Source organism: Rahnella sikkimica (assembly GCF_002951615.1).
GTDB classification, from domain to species: Bacteria; Pseudomonadota; Gammaproteobacteria; order Enterobacterales; family Enterobacteriaceae; genus Rahnella; species Rahnella sikkimica.
In genome coordinates this window covers 2,807,075-2,825,271 of the sequence record NZ_CP019062.1, presented here as the reverse complement: position 1 = coordinate 2,825,271, position 18,197 = coordinate 2,807,075, and the positions used below count along the sequence as shown (strand labels likewise).

Sequence of the window (18,197 nt, the reverse complement as noted above, 5' to 3'; positions counted from 1 at the left end):
AGGCAAGGCAGGGGATCATGTCAGCGTATCATCTCGATGCAAAGCTGGCGCAACAGATTGTTGCCCGAACAATGCAAATCATTGATAGTAATGTGAATGTTATGGACGGACGGGGGAGAATTATCGGTAGCGGCGACGATCAGCGTCTTGGAGAATTGCACGAAGGTGCTTTATTGTCGATTTCGCAGGAACGGATTGTCGATATTGATGAAGGCGTTGCACGGCATTTGCACGGCGTGCGTCCGGGGATCAACCTGCCGCTGCGCATCGATGGTCAGATTGTCGGCGTGGTTGGCCTCACGGGCAACCCGTCGCAGTTACGCCAGTACGGCGAGCTGGTCTGCATGACCGCAGAAATGATGCTTGAACAGGCGCGTTTGTTACATATGCTCGCGCAGGACAGCCGTTTGCGCGAAGAGCTGGTGCTGAACCTGATCCGCGTGGATGAACTGTCTCCGGCGTTAATGGAGTGGGCGCAGCGTCTGGGCATTGACCTGAATCGCCCGCGCGTGGCGGCGGTGGTCGAAGTCGACAGCGGTCAGCTGGGTGTGGATTCCGCGATGGCGGAGTTGCAGCAGCTGCAAACCTTACTGACCACGCCGGAGCGCGATAACCTGATCGCCATTGTTTCGCTGACCGAAATGGTGGTGCTGAAACCCGCGCTCAACAGCTATGATCGCTGGGATCCGGACGGCCACCGGCAGCGGATCGATCACTTGCTTTCGCGCATGACCGAAACCGGTCGCCTGCGTGTGCGTATTTCCCTCGGTAACTTCTTCAGCGGCCCCGGCAGTATCGCCCGATCTTATCGTACCGCGCGAACCACCATGACCGTCGGCAAACAGCGTATGCCCGAACAGCGCTGTTATTTCTATCAGGATCTGATTTTGCCGGTGTTGCTCGACAGCCTTCGCGGCGGATGGCAGGCCGACGAGCTGGTGCGGCCTTTAGCGCGTCTGAAAGCCACGGACGGCAACGGATTACTCCGGCGCACATTAGCGGCATGGTTCCATAATAATGTGCAACCGACGGCAACGTCTAAAGCGCTTTATATTCACCGCAATACGCTGGAGTATCGTTTAAACCGTATTTCAGAATTAACCGGTCTGGATCTGGGTAATTTTGACGACCGCCTTTTGCTGTATGTGGCGCTTCAGTTAGATAATGATCAGATGTAATTAATGTGTCCGTCCTGAAAGCATTTCGTCATTGGATATTTTCAGGACAAAACTACCGTCTGAAATAAACGTGACGCCAATCACAAGCCTTTCTTTTTTCGTGAACTGACTCGCAGGGTACTGGGCATTCGCCTCAAGATAAATGCAAAGCGCTTTCCATGCTTGTCACTTTGCCTAATGAGTTGGTTTCCGGTTGTTCTTATACTGGCATTCTTCCTTCCTCTCTGAACCCTACAGTTCTGTGGCTGGCTGGAATGGCTTATATCTTGGGGTATTTGCATCACTCTCAATTCCGGAGAACATCATGGAAACAATCGTTTCATCAGCCAGTGCCGTGAAAAAAAGAACAAATGCGCGCTACTGGATAGTGGTGATGTTATTTATCGTCACATCATTTAATTACGGCGACCGCGCCACGTTATCTATTGCCGGGTCAGCGATGGCGAAAGATATCGGCCTCGATTCTGTCGGGATGGGTTATATATTCTCGGCATTTTCCTGGGCCTACGTTATCGGGCAAATACCCGGTGGCTGGTTACTGGATAAATTCGGTTCCAAGAAAGTCTATTTCTACAGTATTTTCATCTGGTCATTATTCACGTTGCTGCAAGGGTTCGTCGATGTATTCAGCGGCTTCGGCATCGTGGTTTCACTCTTCATCTTACGTTTCCTGGTCGGGCTGGCTGAATCGCCTTCTTTCCCCGGCAACAGCAGAATAGTGGCGGCATGGTTCCCGGCACAGGAACGCGGAACCGCAGTATCGATTTTTAACTCCGCACAGTACTTCGCGACGGTTATTTTCGCCCCGATTATGGGCTGGCTGACCCACGCCGTGGGCTGGTCACACGTCTTCTTCTTCATGGGCGGACTGGGGATTATCCTGAGTTTCGTCTGGCTCAAAGTAATCCACGATCCGAAAGATCATCCGGGCGTCAATCAGGCCGAACTCGACTACATGGAAGCCGGCGGCGCGCTGATCAATATGGATCAGAAGACCACCAAAAAAGTGGCCGTCAAAGGGGAGAAAGCGTCCCAGCTCAAACAGTTGATGAAATCCCGCATGATGATTGGCATCTACATTGGCCAGTACTGCATCAATGCGCTGACCTACTTCTTCATCACCTGGTTCCCGGTGTATCTGGTTCAGGCACGCGGCATGTCTATTCTTAAAGCGGGCATGGTGGCGTCGGTTCCGGCCATTTGCGGCTTCCTCGGCGGCGTGCTGGGCGGGATTATTTCCGACTGGCTGATGCGCAGAACCAACAACCTGACCTTATCGCGCAAAGCGCCGATCGTTATCGGTATGCTGCTGTCGATGTCGATGATTGCCTGTAACTACGTCGATACCGAATGGATGGTCGTCGGGATCATGGCGTTTGCCTTCTTCGGCAAAGGATTGGGCGCGCTGGGCTGGGCGGTCATGGCTGACACCGCACCGAAAGAAATCAGCGGGCTGAGCGGCGGACTGTTCAACATGTTCGGTAACGTTTCCGGCATCATCACCCCGATTGCGGTCGGCTACATTATCGGCACCACCGGTTCCTTTAATGGCGCACTGGTCTTCGTCGGCGTCCACGCACTGCTTGCGGTCATCAGCTACGTCTTCATTGTCGGCAAAATCGAGCGTGTCCAGTTACGTCCCTTCGGACCCGCCAGCGCTGTAAAAGGAGTGTCCCGATGAGTACGCAATCTTCCCCGGTCATCACTGACATGCAGGTTATTCCTGTGGCAGGGCACGACAGTATGCTGATGAATATCGGCGGGGCACACGGCGCTTATTTCACCCGTAACATCGTGATTCTGACGGACAGCGCCGGTAACACCGGCGTGGGCGAAGCGCCGGGCGGCGAAGTGATTTACACCACGCTGGTGGAAGCCATCGCGCAGGTCAAAGGCCAGGAAGTGGCGCGAATGAACCGGCTGGTGCATCAGATTCATGTGGGTAATCAGTCGTCGGATTTCGACTCGTTTGGTAAAGGCGCGTGGACGTTTGAGCTGCGCGTCAATGCGGTGGCGGCGCTGGAAGCTGCGCTGCTGGATCTGATGGGCAAATTCCTCGGCGTGCCGGTGTGCGAACTGCTCGGGCCGGGCAAACAGCGCGACGAAGTGACGGTGCTCGGTTATCTCTTCTATATCGGCGACCGGCAGAAAACAGATTTGCCGTATCAGGAAGGGGCGCGCGGCGTTCACGACTGGTATCACCTGCGTCATCAGAAAGCGATGAACAGCGACGCCGTGGTGCAGCTGGCCGAGGCCGCACAGGATCGTTACGGCTTTAAGGATTTCAAACTCAAAGGTGGCGTACTGCCGGGTGAGCAGGAAATCGACGCGGTGAAAGCGCTGGCAAAACGTTTCCCGGATGCGCGGATTACCGTCGATCCGAACGGGGCGTGGCTGCTCGATGAAGCCATTGATTTGTGTAAAAACATGCACGGGATCCTTAGCTATGCGGAAGATCCGTGCGGCGCGGAGCAGGGCTTTTCAGGCCGCGAAGTGATGGCCGAGTTCCGCCGCGCCACTGGTTTGCCGGTCGCCACCAACATGATTGCCACCAACTGGCGCGAGATGCAGCACGCCGTGATGTTGCAGTCCGTCGACATTCCGCTGGCGGATCCGCACTTCTGGACCATGCACGGCGCGGTGCGCGTGGCGCAGCTGTGCGACGAATGGGGCCTGACCTGGGGCTGCCATTCCAACAACCATTTCGACATTTCTCTGGCGATGTTCACCCACGTCGGCGCGGCCGTGCCGGGTAAACCGACGGCGATTGATACGCACTGGATCTGGCAGGAAGGCAATCAGCGCCTGACCAAAGAGCCGCTGCAAATCGTCAACGGGAAAATCAAAGTGCCTGAAAAACCGGGCTTAGGGATCGAGATCGACATGGATCAGATCCACCGCGCCCACGAGCTGCACAGAAAATTACCGACCGGTGCGCGCAACGATGCCGTCGCGATGCAGTACCTGATCCCCGGCTGGAAATTCGATCGCAAGCGTCCGGCGATGGGCCGCCGGTAACGGAATCCGAATTCACTAAGGAGTTAGCATGACCTCTTCATCTACACCAAAAATTGTTTCCCTGCAGGTGATCCCGGTGGCCGGGCACGACAGCATGTTGCTTAACCTCAGCGGGGCTCATGCGCCGTTTTTCACCCGTAACATCCTGATCCTCAAAGACAGCAGCGGGAATACCGGCGTGGGCGAAGTCCCTGGCGGTGAGAAAATCCGCCAGACGCTGGACGACGCATCGTTACTGGTGATTGGCAAAACGCTGGGCGAATACAAAAACGTCATGACCGCCGTCCGCGAAAAATTTGCCGACCGCGATGCCTCCGGCCGCGGGCTGCAAACGTTCGATTTACGCACCACAATCCACGTCGTCACTGCAATTGAAGCGGCGATGCTGGACTTGCTCGGCAAACATCTGGGCGTGACTGTCGCGTCTCTGCTCGGCGACGGTCAGCAGCGCGACGAAGTCGAAATGCTCGGTTACCTGTTCTATATCGGCGACCGTAACAAAACCTCGCTCGGCTACCAGAGCCAGCCCGGCGACAGCTGCGACTGGTATCGTCTGCGCCACGAAGAAGCCCTGACGCCCGCCGCCGTTGTGCGTCTGGCCGAAGCCGCGTATGAAAAATACGGCTTCAATGATTTCAAACTGAAAGGCGGCGTGCTGGCGGGCAGCGAAGAAGCGGAAGCGGTGACCGCCCTGGCGCAGCGCTTCCCGCAGGCGCGCATCACGCTGGATCCGAACGGCGCGTGGTCGTTGAATGAAGCCATTGCGCTCGGCAAACAACTGCGCGGCGTGCTGGCCTATGCGGAAGATCCGTGCGGCGCAGAGCAGGGTTTCTCGGGCCGTGAAGTCATGGCGGAATTCCGTCAGGCGACCGGTTTACCGACCGCAACGAATATGATCGCCACCGACTGGCGTCAGATGGGCCATACCATCCAGCTGAAATCCGTGGACATTCCGCTGGCGGATCCGCATTTCTGGACGATGCAGGGCTCGGTGCGTGTGGCGCAGATGTGCCACGAATGGGGCCTGACGTGGGGTTCTCACTCGAATAACCACTTCGATATCTCGCTGGCGATGTTTACGCAGGTTGCCGCTGCCGCGCCGGGCAAAATCACCGCTATCGACACGCACTGGATCTGGCAGGAAGGCAATCAGCGCCTGACCAAAGAACCGCTGCAAATTAAAGGCGGCAAAGTGCGCGTGCCGGAACAACCGGGTCTGGGCGTTGAGCTGGATATGGATCAGGTGATGAAAGCCCACGAACTCTACAAAGGCATGGGGCTGGGCGCGCGCGATGACGCGCAGGGCATGCAGTTCCTGGTACCGGACTGGAAGTTTGATCCGAAGAAACCCTGTCTGGTCCGATAGCTTTTTGATTTAAAAAATGGGTGCAGTAATGACCACCGCCCTGACGTTGCCGTCAGGGCTTTTTTGTTTTAATACCGTCTTAATGTCAAAGCGTTTATAGCCATCAGCCCTTCTTTCCCACCATCTCAAAGCGTGGTGAGACCATTCCGTACAGCGTCCAGCCGAGGAAGGTGGCAATCGCGCCCCACATCATGGCTTCTTCGCCTGAACTGTACAGCGCATAAAAACTGTAAAGCGCACCAATTCCCGCAATCACGTTGGCGATTTTGGCTTTGCCTTCAGGCACTTTCGCCACTTTCTGAATAATCACCAGCGCGGCCATCGACAGAATATACGGAATGATATTGGTCACAACGGCCAGATTCACCAGCGTATCAAACTGCTTGCTCAGCGACGGGCTGATGGTCATCAGCGACAGCGCACTCTGGAAAATCACGATGGTCAGCATGCCCTTCACCGGTGCATCGGCTTTGTTCAGCTTCGAGAAAATTTTCGGGAAGAAGCCGCTGTCCGCCGAAGATTTAAAGACCTGCGCGATGGTAAATTGCCAGCCCAGCAACGAACCGACGCAGGACATAATCATCAGCGCCATAATGATTTTACCGACCGTCGGGTTAAACATATGCGAGAACGCCAGGCCAAAAGGCGCGGTGGAATTCGCCAGATCCATATTCGGCACAATTCCGGCGATCACGTTGGTCGAAATCACGTAAATCACCGCTGCACCGAGCGTGCCGCCTAACACGGCAATTGGCACGTTACGTGCCGGATTTTCCACTACGTCGGTATTTGCGCAGGCGGATTCCAGCCCCAGAAATGCCCATAATGTCATTGAGATAGACGCGCCGATGGCTTTGAACGTCGGTTCCGCATGCGGGTTCCACGCGGCCATATACGCCTCGCCGCTGAACCAGTACCAGCCAATGACCGAGATACCGACCACCGGAATGATCACGCCCCACACGGTGACTGAACTGATTTGTCCGGTGATGCGTGCGCCACCAAAGTTGGCGACCGTTGCCAGCCAGAGAACGGCAATCGTCGCGATGCAAATCCCCAGCGGAGGCAGCGCAACGCCAAACAGCTCGGTGCCGTAGCCGACGGCGGAAATCGCAATCGCAATATTGGCAATCAGCAGCGAAACCCCATAGGTGTAATTCGCCATAAAGTTACCGGATTTCCCAAAAGCATATTCTGCGTAGCCGCCCATCCCGCCAGATTTACGGCTAAACATACCGCATTTGGCGAATGCAAAGGCCAGTGCCATCGAACCGACCGCCGTGACCAGCCAGGACACAATGGATATCGTGCCGACTTCAGCCAGTTTAGTCGGCAGCATAATAATGCCAGACCCCATCATATTAACGGCAGTGAGAATGGTTAACTGAACCACCCCCATTTTATTATTGGACTTACTCATGATTTTGACTCTCTTTTATTATTCATTTTCGCGAGGTGGAAATATTCCCCTGCGCGACGTTGAACTGAGTTTATTGTTTAATCACGTACCCGTAGGCCCGGTTCCAGCCATCAGGATCTGACTGGATATAAACGCCCTGTAACTCAGGTGCGAAACCGGGTAATAAATTGATCCCTTCTTCCAGTGCGAGGAAATAACGCTGCGCGGCACCGCCCCATATTTCACCCGGCACGACGCACAGTACGCCAGGGGGATAAGGCAGCGCACCTTCGGCGGCAATCCGGCCTTCGGCTTTCACCAGTGGAATTAATTCCACGTTGCCCCGGACAAACTGGGTATTCGCGTCCTGCGGATTCATCATCACGCGCGGGAAATTCACTTTGCGGAACATCTCTTTTTGCAACGTTTTGACGTCATAACTGACATACAGGTCATGCATTTCCTGACACAACTGACGCAACGTGTAATCGTGGTAGCGTTGCTGGTGATTCTGATACACGTTCGGCAGGACATCGCAGAGCAGAGAATCCTGCTCTATGTGCTTCTCAAATCGCGCAATCAGTGCCACCAGATGCTGCATTTTTGCCATATCTTCGGCAGGCGTCAGCAGGAACAGAATGGAATTCAGATCGCATTTTTCCGGCACGATGCCGTTCTCACGCAGATAATTCGCCAGTATGGTGGCCGGAATGCCGAAATCTGTGTATTCGCCGGTTTCAGTATCAATGCCTTGCGTGGTCAGCAGCAGCTTGCACGGGTCGACAAAATACTGTGACTCGCCGTACCCTTCAAAGCCGTGCCATTTCTGCTCCGGCGCGAAATTAAAGAAGCGAAGATCCTCCGCCATTTCAGCGGTATTAAAAGATTGCCACGGTTTGCCGTCGATCACCGGCGGCACAAATGGCGTAATCAGCCGGCAGGTCGCCAGCAGCATTTTGCGGGCTTCGATCCCCACGCGGACGCACTCTTTCCACAGGCGCTGACCGCTTTTCCCTTCATGCATTTTGGCGTTGACGTCGAGCGCGGCGAACAGCGGATAGAACGGGCTGGTGGAGGCGTGCAGCATAAAGGCATTGTTGAACCGTTTGTGGTTGCAATACCGGTCCTGACCTTTGATATGTTTATCTTTTTTATGAATTTGTGATGTCTGGGAAAAACCAGCCTGCTGTTTATGTACCGACTGCGTGACAATAATGCCGGGGTCGTTTTCAGTCAGTTCCAGCAGCAGCGGCGAGCAGTCTTTCATCATCGGAATGAATTGTTCGTAACCCACCCACGCGGAATCAAACAGGATGTAATCGCACAGATGACCGATTTTATCCACCACCTGGCGGGCGTTATAAATCGTGCCGTCGTAAGTCCCTAACTGAATGATTGCCAGACGGAAAGGGCGTGCCTGTGTGGCCCGTTCCGGCGAGACTTCGCGGATTTGCTGGCGCAGGGCACGTTCCTCAAAACAGGACGCATCAATGCCGCCAATCAGGCCAAACGGATTACGCGCCGTTTGCAGATAAACCGGTGTGGCACCGGCCTGAATCAGTGCACCATGATGGTTAGATTTATGGTTATTGCGGTCAAATAACACCAGATCGCCGCGGGTCAGCAGGGCGTTGGTCACGACTTTGTTGGAAGCCGACGTGCCGTTGAGTACGAAGTAAGTTTTATCGGCATTGAACACGCGGGCGGCATGCTTTTGCGCCTCGCACGGCGCGCCTTCGTGGATCAGTAAATCGCCCAGTTTGACGTCGGCGTTACACATGTCAGAGCGGAACAATGTTTCGCCAAAGAAATCGAAAAACTGCCGTCCTGCCGGATGCTTACGGAAAAATTCGCCGCCCTGATGGCCCGGACAGGCGAAAGTGGCGTTGCCCATTTCGACGTACTGCGTGAGCGTATTAAAGAAAGGGGGCAGCAATTCGCTTTCATATTTAACCGCTGCCGCCTCCAGCTGTTTGCCATAAAATTGCGTATTCTTTCCGCAGAGTTCAAATACGCCATGCAGCGCGGGTAAGATGTCATTATCCAGTTCTTCCTCACAGCAGACCGCGACAAACAGCGGAATGTTTAGCCCGATATCATTCAGATGCGCCACCATTCCCTGCCGGACGTCTTCCACTGAAAGCACGGCTGCGGCAATATCGGTAAAGTCGGTCTGATGAATATCCACAATTTCCCGTGTTGTATTAAAACAGGTATGTGTCGTGGTATTGGCGGCTATTTTTAATGTTTTCATTTCTTCTCATTTTTCAGACGAAATCATCCCGCAACAAATTCATTCATTTGCTGAAAATAATATTCGCCAAAATAAAGGTGTGCGGATTCGCTGTAACAGTGATTGTTTGTTACAGGGCATCATAGTTATTTTGCGAAATATCGGGTGGTTATTATTCGTTATTGCATTGCGGTCTTAAAATGTCTTTCCTGATGGAAGACAACAGTATGCCGTCGCCGTGCAGGGCGAAATTTAAATAATCTGGGCATAAGACGTTCTGCAATACGTAATAAGAACGTAGCGCGGAGGGTTATCGGAAGTTAAAGAATGCGAAGCTAAAACAACTGCGGTGAGCCATCATCATCAGATGCGTGGTTCGTCGTATATGTGCCATTTTTCGATTGTTATTTTCCATTTGTATCGACCTTGTTGGTTGAAATAGCGCGGCCATTCTAACGCCCGCACTAAGCACTGTTGTGATCGTTATCGCATAAATACTGCATAACAGAAATAATTATTCATTTTTTATGCATTTAATGACGCTGAAAATGCATAAAAACGGCGAAAAAGCGCAACGGAAGATGTTAATAAGCCATGCAGCCGGTTTGTGGTTTCAGGCGATAATTTGTGCGTAACAAAAGAAGGGGTGTGATTACGATAACCAAAATGACGTTGAGGTGTTGATGAAGTGTTATCAGACCGGTTCAGGAGATACACCGTCAAATGAATGTGTATGCAGTTAATTTTGGTGATTATGCAGAATGGAAAAATGCGGAATAATTATCTGAAGTTGTGACGTTCAGCAGGGGAGTCATAAACCCCTGCGAAATTTATCAGGGGCTTATGCTGATGACGGACTTACCCCCGCGCGTGCGTCGCTGCCGCTTCGATCAGTTCGTCGGACGGGCGTTCGCCGGTGTACAGCACGAACTGTTCGACGGCCTGAAGCGCGGCGACTTCTGCGCCGGTGATGACTTTTTTGCCATGCTCACGGCCGTAGCGGATCAGCGGCGTTTCGACAGGGAGGGCGACGACGTCGAAGACGATGCTGGCGCGGTCGATGACCTCTGGCGCAAAGGCCAGCGAATCGGCTTCCGGGCCACCGGCCATGCCGATAGGCGTGACGTTCACCACCATATCGACGGCTAAATCACCGACGTCGGCTTTCCATTCGTAGCCGTATTCTTCTGCCAGCGCGCGGCCATTGGCTTCGTTACGTGCAATGATATAGCCGGTTTTGAAACCGGCATCACGGATGGCGGCGACCACCGCTTTGCCCATTCCGCCGCTGCCGCGCAGGGCGAATACCGCATCACGCGGGACTTTATGGCTGTCGAGCAGTTTGGCGACGGCAATATAGTCGGTGTTGTAGGCGCGCAGGAAGCCGTCGTCATTGACGAGGGTATTCACGGACTGAATGGCGGTTGCAGAAGGATCCAGTTCATCGAGGAAGGGAATGCAGGCTTCCTTGAACGGCATGGAAACGGCGCAGCCGCGGATGCCGAGTGCGCGAACGCCTTTGACGGCGGCTTCGATATCCTGAGTGGTGAACGCTTTGTAGACGAAGTTCAGGTCTAGCGCCTGATAAAGATAGTTATGAAAACGGGTACCGAAATTTCCCGGACGACCGGAAAGGGACATGCACAGCTGCGTGTCTTTGTTGATTTCCCGACTCATGATTTTCTCCTGACAGGGTAGGTTTGGCTTAGGTAAACCTTAGCTGAAACGATACAACCCTACAATCATCGTCTGCCTGCGCCAGCCCTTCCCGGCAGCGCTTACTTTTCGTTATCGTATTGAATAATCGTGAAACCTTCTTCCGCCTGAGGTTCAGCAAAATGCCGGGAAATCAGCGCAAACTGCTCATCGGTTACCGCAAAATCATGCGTACCAGACTGATTCCTGACATGCAGCCGGGACAGACATTCGTCGTCGGTTACGTTCAGAAAATGCAGGCGATGATCCGCGCCCGATTCGCGAATGATGTCCATCATCCATTGACGGTTCGCGACGGTATTGGCCGGAAAATCCAGCACCACGGAAACGCCTGCGCTGAGCAGCGAAACTACGTGCGGCGAGATAGCACTACGCAGTGTTGCCGAGCAGCGGACGTAATCCGCAATCGTGCGCATTTGTTCTTTAAACAGCGCGGATAACCACGGGTCTTCGCTGACCACCACCGTGACCGGCTGCTTTGCCAGCTCACGCGCCAGCGTGGATTTCCCTGAGGCAATTTTTCCGCACAAGATATGCAGCATTGCCTGATTTTCGGTGTTCATTGTCCGCCTCTCCGGTTTGATGTCCTGGTTTTTATGACCCTTCAGCCGGTTAAAATATCATGTTGATTTCAGAATAAGGTGCGGCATTTTCCATCATCGGCGTCATCGCATCCTCCTGCAAAAAACCTCTGACCAGCCGCGCGTTCTGTGCCCACAAGGTTTGCGGCAGCCAGGAACCGGCGCTGAGGCGGCGCACGCCCGCACGCGCCAGTTCTTCCACCGGCGCAAGCCCCGGCCAGACCACGACATTGAGCAGCAGCGGGGTGCTTCCGGCGATGGCGCGCATCTCGTTCAGGTCAGCTAATCCGAGCACAAAAAGCCCGTCAGCCCCTGCGCGGTGGTAGGTCTGCGCCCGTGCCATCACTTCTGCGGCGCGATTTTCGGCGGATACCAGATTGCGGGCGTAAACGTCGGTACGCACGTTAATGTACAACTCCACGCCGCGCCGGATGCACGCAGTGCGAATGGCGTCGACTTTGGCGCACAGCAGATCGGGATTACCCGCGCCGTCCTCAATGTTAATGCCGGTAACGCCGACGTCGATAAGCCGCGAGACGTTTAAGGCAACCTGCGCCGGGGCGTCGCTGTAGCCGCCTTCGATATCCGCAGACAGCGGAACCGAAATGACCCGGACGATAGACGCCGCACGCGCCACATACTCATCCACCGGCAGCGCATTGCCGTCTCGATACCCTAAAGACCAGGCGACGCCCGCGCTGGTGGTGGCAATGGCTGCTGCGCCAAGATGTTGAATCTGGCGTGCGCTGCCTGCGTCCCAGGCGTTGGGTAATTTAAGCGGTTGAGCCTGCAAATGCAGGGCGTGGAAGGCGGAGACAGAAGGCGTTTTCATAGAATGTTCCTCGAAAAAGAAACATTCTAATCATGCTAAATTTTATTGATAATAGCCGGAAATAACATTCATTAATTTTTTGTGAGCAATAATGAACGCGCCGTCGCTGCACTTAGTGCAAACCTTTGTCGCTGTGGTTGAACACCATAGTTTTGCTCGCGCCGCTGATGCGCTGGGGATCACGCCGTCTTCCGTCAGCCGTTTTATCAAAACGCTGGAACAACAGCTGGGGACTCAGCTGCTGAACCGGACCACAAGGGCGATGTCGCTGACGGAATCCGGGAAACGCTATTTTGCCGAGTGCCATCAGGCGCTGTTGCAGCTGCGGAACGCCGCCGAAACCGTGCGCGATGAACAGAAACTGCCGTATGGCGAACTGGTGGTCAGCGCGTCGGTGGCGTTTGGTCACACGCATATCGTGCCGTACCTGAGTGCGTTTCTGGCGGCGCATCCTCGTGTACAGCTGGATTTGCGTCTGACCGATGACTACGCTGATCTGGTTGCCGACGGCATCATGTTGGCGTTTCGTATTGGCTGCATGAAGGATTCCTCGCTGATTGCCCACAAGATGCTGGAGAACCGGCGGATCCTGGTGGCCGCACCGGCGTATCTGGAAAAACACGGCGTGCCGCAGGCGCTGGAAGATCTCAATCAGCATGAATGTATCGTCTCTTCGGCCAGTCAGGACGGCCTGCTGTGGCGGCTGTTTTCGGGGGCAGAAGAACGCACGCTGGCACCGAAAGGATCGGTGAAAGTGGATAACGCGGATGCGGCGCGGCGGCTTTGTACTGATGCGCACGGCATCGCTTTTCATTCGGCGGTGACGATGGCAGCGGCGATTGCCGCCGGGGATCTGGTGCAGATTTTGCCGCAATGGACGGGGCGGGAAACCGGCGTGTATTGCGTGCGGCCTAACCGGCGTATCGGTCCGGCGGCGACGGTATTTCTCGAGTTTCTGGCTTCGCGCTGGCGTTGAAAATGACAGACTGATGCTCAAAAGGCGACATCCGTTATACTGAAACAATACGCAAACGCGGAGGCTGACATGAATTTGGATCTTTTTGATCATCCCGATTTCCACCCGCACTGGCGCGAAGATCTTTTCCCCGGCGCGGTGGTGCTGCGTGGCGTGGCGCGGGAAAACGATACGGCGCTGCTGGCGGAGATCGACCGGATCGCCGGGCTGGTGCCTTTTCAGTATCGCGCGACGCCGGGCGGTTATGCGATGTCCGTGGCGATGACCAACTGCGGCGATGTTGGCTGGGTAACCGATAAAGCCGGTTACCGGTATCAGACCACGTCGCCGGAAAGCCAGCAGCATTGGCCCGCCATGCCCGAACTGTTTCGTGAAATCGCGGTGCAGGCCGCAGAGCAGGCCGGTTTCCCCGGTTTTAATCCGGATGCCTGCCTGATTAACCGGTATCAGCCGGGCGCAAAAATGAGCCTGCATCAGGACAAAGACGAGCATGACTTCGGGCAGCCGATTGTCTCGATTTCTCTCGGATTACCGGCGGTGTTTCAGTTTGGCGGGCTGGAGCGCAGCGACAAAACGCAGCGCATCACGCTGACGCACGGCGATATCGTGGTGTGGGGCGGCCCGTCGCGGCTGCGTTATCACGGCGTTTTGCCGCTGAAAGCGGGCGAACATCCGCTCACCGGTTCGTACCGGTTTAACCTGACGTTCCGGAAAGCGGTATAACACGGCAGGCCGGGCTGTAAAGCACAGGACTTTATCCTCATTCTGCTTTACACTGCCGCCCTGCAAAAACTGACATGTTGAACCAATAATTACTTAGGCGGTAAGCGATGAACGGCGTAATCACAACCTGGTTTGAAGATAAAGGTTTCGGTTTTATCAAAGATGAAAACGGCGATAACCGTTATTTCCACGTGATTAAAGTCGCAAACCCTGAGCTGATTAAGAAAGATGCGGTGGTCACTTTTGAACCGACGACCAACAACAAAGGCCTTTCTGCTTTTGCGGTCAAAGTGGAACCGGAAAGCAAATACATCTTTATTGCCGGTGAGCGCATCAAAATCACCAGCATCAAATCTTTCCTGGCCTTCAACGAAGAAGTCCCCGGCGAAACCAAAGTCGACAAAGAAAATGCCGTGCTTTCCGTCGGTCTGCTGATGAACCGTATCCGTCCGCAGGAAGAAGAGAAAAAAGCCGCGACGCGCACCATGAAAAAACTGTTGATCACCACCTTCCAGAACAGCACTTACGTGTTTACGGAAGATGAAATTGACGTGGATGCCACCGTCAAAACGCTGAAAGCGCTGTAAATTTTTTTCCTGTCTCAAACCGGTGCGCATTCGCTGCACCGGTTCTGTTTTATCCCTTCTGTTTTTCCCGTTTAGTACGTCACTGTCACTAACACCGTATCGCTGTAACTTCCGGCCGGAACGTTCGCCTGAGAAGCATTCACCGTCGCGGTGTACGGAATGCTTTGCGATAAACCGGTGCCCGTCGCAGACGCATTCGTGGCCGTCGTCCACACCGTGGTATCGGATTTAAACAACTGATATTGCAGGTAGTTAACGACGGAGTTGACCGTCGCGGACATCTGCCGGTACTGGCCGCTGCTGGGATTGCTGCTGTTGAGATTGACGCTGTACGTCGCGCCCAGCGTACAACGAACGCTCAGGGAGTTTGAGGTGACGGAGGCGAATCCGCCGGGGAAAGCCGCGGAACCGAAATTAACGTTGGGTGCGCTGTCGATATAGCAGAAATTGGTGACAATCAGCGTCACGGTGATGGCGCTAGTGGCTGTGCCGTCAGTGTAGGAACAGATCCCTAATACGCCGACGAAGCAGATATGGTAGGCCCAGTTGATGTTAATCGTGTCGGTGTACGTGCCTGCCTGCAAATTAGAGCCGGTGGAGGTTTTCAGGTAAAGCGGAAGGCTGCCGTCGCTGGCATTAAATAATCCTAAAAGTCCGAGCAGCGTCGTGCTGCTCCAGGTGGTTGATGTCCCCACGTTGACCGGCGTCGCGCAGCCGCTGTCCTGACAAATGATGTACGGCAGATACTGTTTGCTGGTGGCGTTGTAAAGCCGCGCTGATGTGCCGGTGGCATTGGCCGTGGAGGCGATGGTTGCCGTTACGGTGTTGGTGCTGAGCAGCGAAAGCGCGCTGCCGGTGCAGGTAAAGCCGCTGGTGGCCGTCACCTGTTCAGCCGTTGTGCCGACGGTAAACGAATTATTGGAGGCAAACGTCCCGGCACCGGAAGAGCTGGAACACGCCGCCTGTGCGGCCTGAACGCTGGAAAACAGCGCGCAAATCATCAGTATTCTGACTACCCATTCACGGATTCTGTTCATTGATTTCTCCTGATACCGGGGCGTTGCGGCAAACCAGCGGCCCGACCTGTTCGATGCTGTGACTGTTGACGTTGAGGTCAAAACCGATCCGGCAAACTGCGCCATCTTCCTGACGTATGCTCAACATATTGTGCGGCGCAAGATTGCTGAAATAAGCCAGCCCGCCATAACCGACGACGGTGGTTTGCTGGCTGTTTTGTTCGGTGACCACGGTGCCGATTTTCAGCGGCTGCCCCTGGCTGTTGTGCAGCGTGATATTGGCGGACAACACTTTCTTCACCTTGAATTCGACCACCACGCCGCTGCCCTGGCGCACGGAGATATTATCGGTCACGCGGGTTGCCACGACGTCAGCGGGCAACGGTAAGGTATCGATATCCACTTTCGCCGGATAATACGAGCTGACGGTGGGGATCAGCAGGTGGCCGTTTTTATCGGTATTGCCCTGTTTCTGGTTCTCATACATCACCGGCACACCGGCGTAATTCCCGGTATCGACGACAATAAAGGCGTCGTTGATTTTGTCCGACAGGAAGAAATCATTGGCCATAAACACCACCGAACCGCTGAGATCCGCCCAGTTGGTGTATTTGCCCGTTTCGCCATACAGGCCACCTTCAAGCGTGGCGTAGCGCGTTTTCCACGTCGCATCGGCCTGCTGATACGGATCCCGCCCGCCGGTATAGGCCAGATTCCAGCCCAGCCCGCCGTCGGTTGGCGCGGTTTTACTGGCGCTGAGCTGCTCCTGATAATTCCCCGCGCTGTCGCGTTGCAGACCGGCCGTCACGCTGGCGCCGGAATCGAGCGGCACGATAAATTGCAATTGCGCGCTGTAGCCGCTGTCGCCGAGCGTTTTATTGAGCGACAGGAACATGCTGCTTTGCCCCCACAGCGAGCGACTGTAGGACAAATTAAGCAACCGCGTATGGCTGCGGTCATAGGCTTCGACGTCGTAATACCCGATGCCGACCGTGCCGTTGGACGGGCCAAAAGGCGACGTACTGAACGTCACCTGATCGGCCTGACGGCTGAGACGCGTATCGCTGGTATACGACGACAGATCCTGAAAGCCGGGGCTGCGGGACGAGCGCAGGGCCGAAAGGCTGAAACGGTTGGAATAATAGGAATACCCGACCGTGTACTGGTTGCCGCTTTTTTCATGGGTGTCGCCGTTAGAATTTGGCGACGGGCTGATCATCCCGTTGTTGTTCGGGACACCATTAACATTGAGATTCGTGTTCGCATTATTGTTATCGGTATCGATTTCGCCGCTGTCGACCGGCGCACGGCTGGCGCGGCTCTGGCTGGCGGAGACGCTGAATGTGCCCCAATGCCCGACCGCCACATCCGCGCCCAATCCGCCCAGCCCCAGCCCTTGTGTAGCCTCGCCGTGCGAGGACAGCGTAAGAAAATTACTGATGCCGTAACGGTAAATGCCGCTGAAAGCGGCGTCCGAATAATCCCCGCTGGTGATGCCGTAATTTTTTCGCACCGCACCGAGTGACAGATCGAAATCACTCAGCCCCTTGCGCAGCAACGTGTTCGACACATAAAACGGGACGCTGGTGGAAATCTGACGTCCCAGGGCGTCGGTGGTGACGACCGTCGCTTCACCGGCACCGTTGATGTACGGCACATTGGTCAGCGTAAACGGCCCGGAATTCAGATTATTGCTGCTGGCCTTGTAGCCGTTAAGGAACAAATCTACGGTGGTCGGCACCGCCGCCGTGCCGCTGTATTGCAACAGCGGATACGTCACCAGATCGGGCCGCACGCTGAAATTACGGCTGATGCGCAGACCGGCCATGCGTGCCGAGTTGCTCCAGGTCAGCGAGTTACTGACAAAGTCCCCGACCTGATAACTGACCAGCCGCTGTTCGTCGTTATAGCGCCAGAAGGTGTCGTAACGCAGATAACCGTTTTGGACGTTGCCGTTGTCGTTTCCGCTGCTCCCCAGACTCTCGCGGAAAGTGCCGGTGTTGGTCAGAATGCCGACGCTGCTGAACAGCCGTTGTTCAAGTAACGTGGCGACTAAGCGTGTCCCGTCGTGCGGATCGGTGTAATACGCATCGTAGTTGAGCAGTAAACCGGTACTGCTTTTCGCGGGCGTATAGCCGATGAGGTTATCGCTGCTGACATCCTGTTTCGGCAGCCAGTCGTCCGGCACCTGAATCACCATCTGCTGAACGGCGGCGTTGTACGTCGCTTTTACGCCGGGCAGGGCAGAGATATTCACCAGTCCTTGCTGCTGCCCGTCAGTGCGCACGTGGTTTTTCGCCAGCACGCCGGATTCCACAAAGTAGGCGTTATTGCGGTACACCACCGGCACAACCTGATTATCGGTCTGCCCGTTGACCACCAGCGTCAGGTAATACGTCGCGTCCAGAGACACCGGCGCGGCGCGGGGCGCATCCGGTAACGCGCCGTATTCATCCGCCTGTGCAGACAGCGGAAAAACAGACAGTCCGGTGCTTCCCGCATAAATCAGGCAAAGCCGGAAGGATTGTCTGTAATACCCTCTCAGGTGTTGTAATGACATGTCCTGTGCCCC

At 55.0% G+C, this 18,197-nt stretch carries 15 protein-coding genes; 7 read left to right on the top strand and 8 right to left on the bottom strand.

What is annotated here, in order from left to right:
- Positions 1–17: 17 nt before the first annotated feature.
- The 4 genes from BV494_RS13110 to gudD all read left to right on the top strand — a co-directional run bounded on the left by BV494_RS13110 (position 18) and on the right by gudD (position 5,562).
- Positions 18–1,178 (top strand): CdaR family transcriptional regulator, encoded by a 1,161-nt coding sequence (locus BV494_RS13110; RefSeq protein ID WP_104923273.1) that lies wholly within the window; start codon positions 18–20, stop codon positions 1,176–1,178.
- Positions 1,179–1,482: 304 nt separating this feature from the next.
- Complete coding sequence (locus tag BV494_RS13105; protein WP_104923272.1) at positions 1,483–2,859, top strand: MFS transporter; 1,377 nt, start codon at positions 1,483–1,485, stop codon at positions 2,857–2,859.
- Complete coding sequence (locus BV494_RS13100; protein ID WP_104923271.1) at positions 2,856–4,196, top strand: enolase C-terminal domain-like protein; 1,341 nt, start codon at positions 2,856–2,858, stop codon at positions 4,194–4,196. Before BV494_RS13105 ends, BV494_RS13100 begins: the two co-directional genes overlap by 4 nt.
- A 28-nt stretch (positions 4,197–4,224) precedes the next feature.
- Positions 4,225–5,562 carry a glucarate dehydratase gene (gene gudD, locus BV494_RS13095; protein ID WP_104923270.1) on the top strand — a complete coding sequence of 446 codons (1,338 nt, stop codon included), beginning with the start codon at positions 4,225–4,227 and terminating at the stop codon, positions 5,560–5,562.
- 103 nt (positions 5,563–5,665) lie between these two features.
- Here the strand turns inward: gudD and potE are convergent, their stop codons facing one another.
- The 6 genes from potE to BV494_RS13070 form a co-directional block, all read right to left on the bottom strand.
- Positions 5,666–6,982, bottom strand: coding sequence for a putrescine-ornithine antiporter (gene potE / locus BV494_RS13090; protein WP_104923269.1), 1,317 nt, complete (start codon positions 6,980–6,982; stop codon positions 5,666–5,668).
- Between the two features lie 70 nt (positions 6,983–7,052).
- Positions 7,053–9,215 carry an ornithine decarboxylase SpeF gene (gene speF, locus BV494_RS13085; protein ID WP_104923268.1) on the bottom strand — a complete coding sequence of 721 codons (2,163 nt, stop codon included), beginning with the start codon at positions 9,213–9,215 and terminating at the stop codon, positions 7,053–7,055.
- Positions 9,216–9,504: 289 nt separating this feature from the next.
- Positions 9,505–9,588, bottom strand: coding sequence for a leader peptide SpeFL (gene speFL, locus BV494_RS25870; protein ID WP_369795108.1), 84 nt, complete (start codon positions 9,586–9,588; stop codon positions 9,505–9,507).
- A gap of 464 nt (positions 9,589–10,052) precedes the next feature.
- Complete coding sequence (locus BV494_RS13080) at positions 10,053–10,871, bottom strand: shikimate 5-dehydrogenase (RefSeq protein ID WP_104923267.1); 819 nt, start codon at positions 10,869–10,871, stop codon at positions 10,053–10,055.
- Between the two features lie 101 nt (positions 10,872–10,972).
- A complete protein-coding gene (locus BV494_RS13075) occupies positions 10,973–11,473 on the bottom strand; it encodes a P-loop nucleotide/nucleoside kinase family protein (protein ID WP_104923266.1) in 501 nt (166 codons plus the stop codon).
- A gap of 49 nt (positions 11,474–11,522) precedes the next feature.
- Positions 11,523–12,323 (bottom strand): isocitrate lyase/PEP mutase family protein, encoded by an 801-nt coding sequence (locus BV494_RS13070; protein WP_104923265.1) that lies wholly within the window; start codon positions 12,321–12,323, stop codon positions 11,523–11,525.
- A 91-nt stretch (positions 12,324–12,414) separates the two neighbouring features.
- Here BV494_RS13070 and BV494_RS13065 point away from each other — a divergent pair, with 91 nt between their 5' ends.
- The 3 genes from BV494_RS13065 (at position 12,415) to BV494_RS13055 (ending at position 14,609) form a co-directional block, all read left to right on the top strand.
- Positions 12,415–13,299, top strand: a complete 885-nt coding sequence (locus BV494_RS13065) for a LysR family transcriptional regulator (protein WP_104923264.1) — start codon at positions 12,415–12,417, stop codon at positions 13,297–13,299.
- A 69-nt stretch (positions 13,300–13,368) separates the two neighbouring features.
- Positions 13,369–14,022 (top strand): DNA oxidative demethylase AlkB, encoded by a 654-nt coding sequence (gene alkB, locus BV494_RS13060; protein WP_104923263.1) that lies wholly within the window; start codon positions 13,369–13,371, stop codon positions 14,020–14,022.
- A gap of 107 nt (positions 14,023–14,129) precedes the next feature.
- Positions 14,130–14,609, top strand: a complete 480-nt coding sequence (locus tag BV494_RS13055; RefSeq protein WP_104923262.1) for a cold shock domain-containing protein — start codon at positions 14,130–14,132, stop codon at positions 14,607–14,609.
- 71 nt (positions 14,610–14,680) lie between these two features.
- Here the strand turns inward: BV494_RS13055 and BV494_RS13050 are convergent, their stop codons facing one another.
- Together BV494_RS13050 and BV494_RS13045 are read right to left on the bottom strand one after the other, a co-directional pair.
- Complete coding sequence (locus tag BV494_RS13050; protein WP_104923261.1) at positions 14,681–15,646, bottom strand: Csu type fimbrial protein; 966 nt, start codon at positions 15,644–15,646, stop codon at positions 14,681–14,683.
- Complete coding sequence (locus BV494_RS13045; protein WP_104923260.1) at positions 15,630–18,185, bottom strand: fimbria/pilus outer membrane usher protein; 2,556 nt, start codon at positions 18,183–18,185, stop codon at positions 15,630–15,632. Before BV494_RS13045 ends, BV494_RS13050 begins: the two co-directional genes overlap by 17 nt.
- Between the last annotated feature and the right edge of the window lie 12 nt (positions 18,186–18,197).

What these genes read in the sequence shown, in the direction of transcription:
- BV494_RS13100 (WP_104923271.1), top strand. Translation starts at nt 2,856, where the DNA reads ATGAGTACGCAATCTTCCCCGGTCATCACTGACATGCAGGTTATTCCT.
- BV494_RS13080 (WP_104923267.1), bottom strand. Translation starts at nt 10,871, where the DNA reads ATGAGTCGGGAAATCAACAAAGACACGCAGCTGTGCATGTCCCTTTCC.
- BV494_RS13070 (WP_104923265.1), bottom strand. Translation starts at nt 12,323, where the DNA reads ATGAAAACGCCTTCTGTCTCCGCCTTCCACGCCCTGCATTTGCAGGCT.
- BV494_RS13055 (WP_104923262.1), top strand. Translation starts at nt 14,130, where the DNA reads ATGAACGGCGTAATCACAACCTGGTTTGAAGATAAAGGTTTCGGTTTT.
- alkB (WP_104923263.1), top strand. Translation starts at nt 13,369, where the DNA reads ATGAATTTGGATCTTTTTGATCATCCCGATTTCCACCCGCACTGGCGC.
- gudD (WP_104923270.1), top strand. Translation starts at nt 4,225, where the DNA reads ATGACCTCTTCATCTACACCAAAAATTGTTTCCCTGCAGGTGATCCCG.
- BV494_RS13075 (WP_104923266.1), bottom strand. Translation starts at nt 11,473, where the DNA reads ATGAACACCGAAAATCAGGCAATGCTGCATATCTTGTGCGGAAAAATT.
- potE (WP_104923269.1), bottom strand. Translation starts at nt 6,982, where the DNA reads ATGAGTAAGTCCAATAATAAAATGGGGGTGGTTCAGTTAACCATTCTC.
- BV494_RS13110 (WP_104923273.1), top strand. Translation starts at nt 18, where the DNA reads ATGTCAGCGTATCATCTCGATGCAAAGCTGGCGCAACAGATTGTTGCC.
- BV494_RS13045 (WP_104923260.1), bottom strand. Translation starts at nt 18,185, where the DNA reads ATGTCATTACAACACCTGAGAGGGTATTACAGACAATCCTTCCGGCTT.
- speF (WP_104923268.1), bottom strand. Translation starts at nt 9,215, where the DNA reads ATGAAAACATTAAAAATAGCCGCCAATACCACGACACATACCTGTTTT.
- BV494_RS13105 (WP_104923272.1), top strand. Translation starts at nt 1,483, where the DNA reads ATGGAAACAATCGTTTCATCAGCCAGTGCCGTGAAAAAAAGAACAAAT.
- BV494_RS13065 (WP_104923264.1), top strand. Translation starts at nt 12,415, where the DNA reads ATGAACGCGCCGTCGCTGCACTTAGTGCAAACCTTTGTCGCTGTGGTT.
- BV494_RS13050 (WP_104923261.1), bottom strand. Translation starts at nt 15,646, where the DNA reads ATGAACAGAATCCGTGAATGGGTAGTCAGAATACTGATGATTTGCGCG.
- speFL (WP_369795108.1), bottom strand. Translation starts at nt 9,588, where the DNA reads ATGGCACATATACGACGAACCACGCATCTGATGATGATGGCTCACCGC.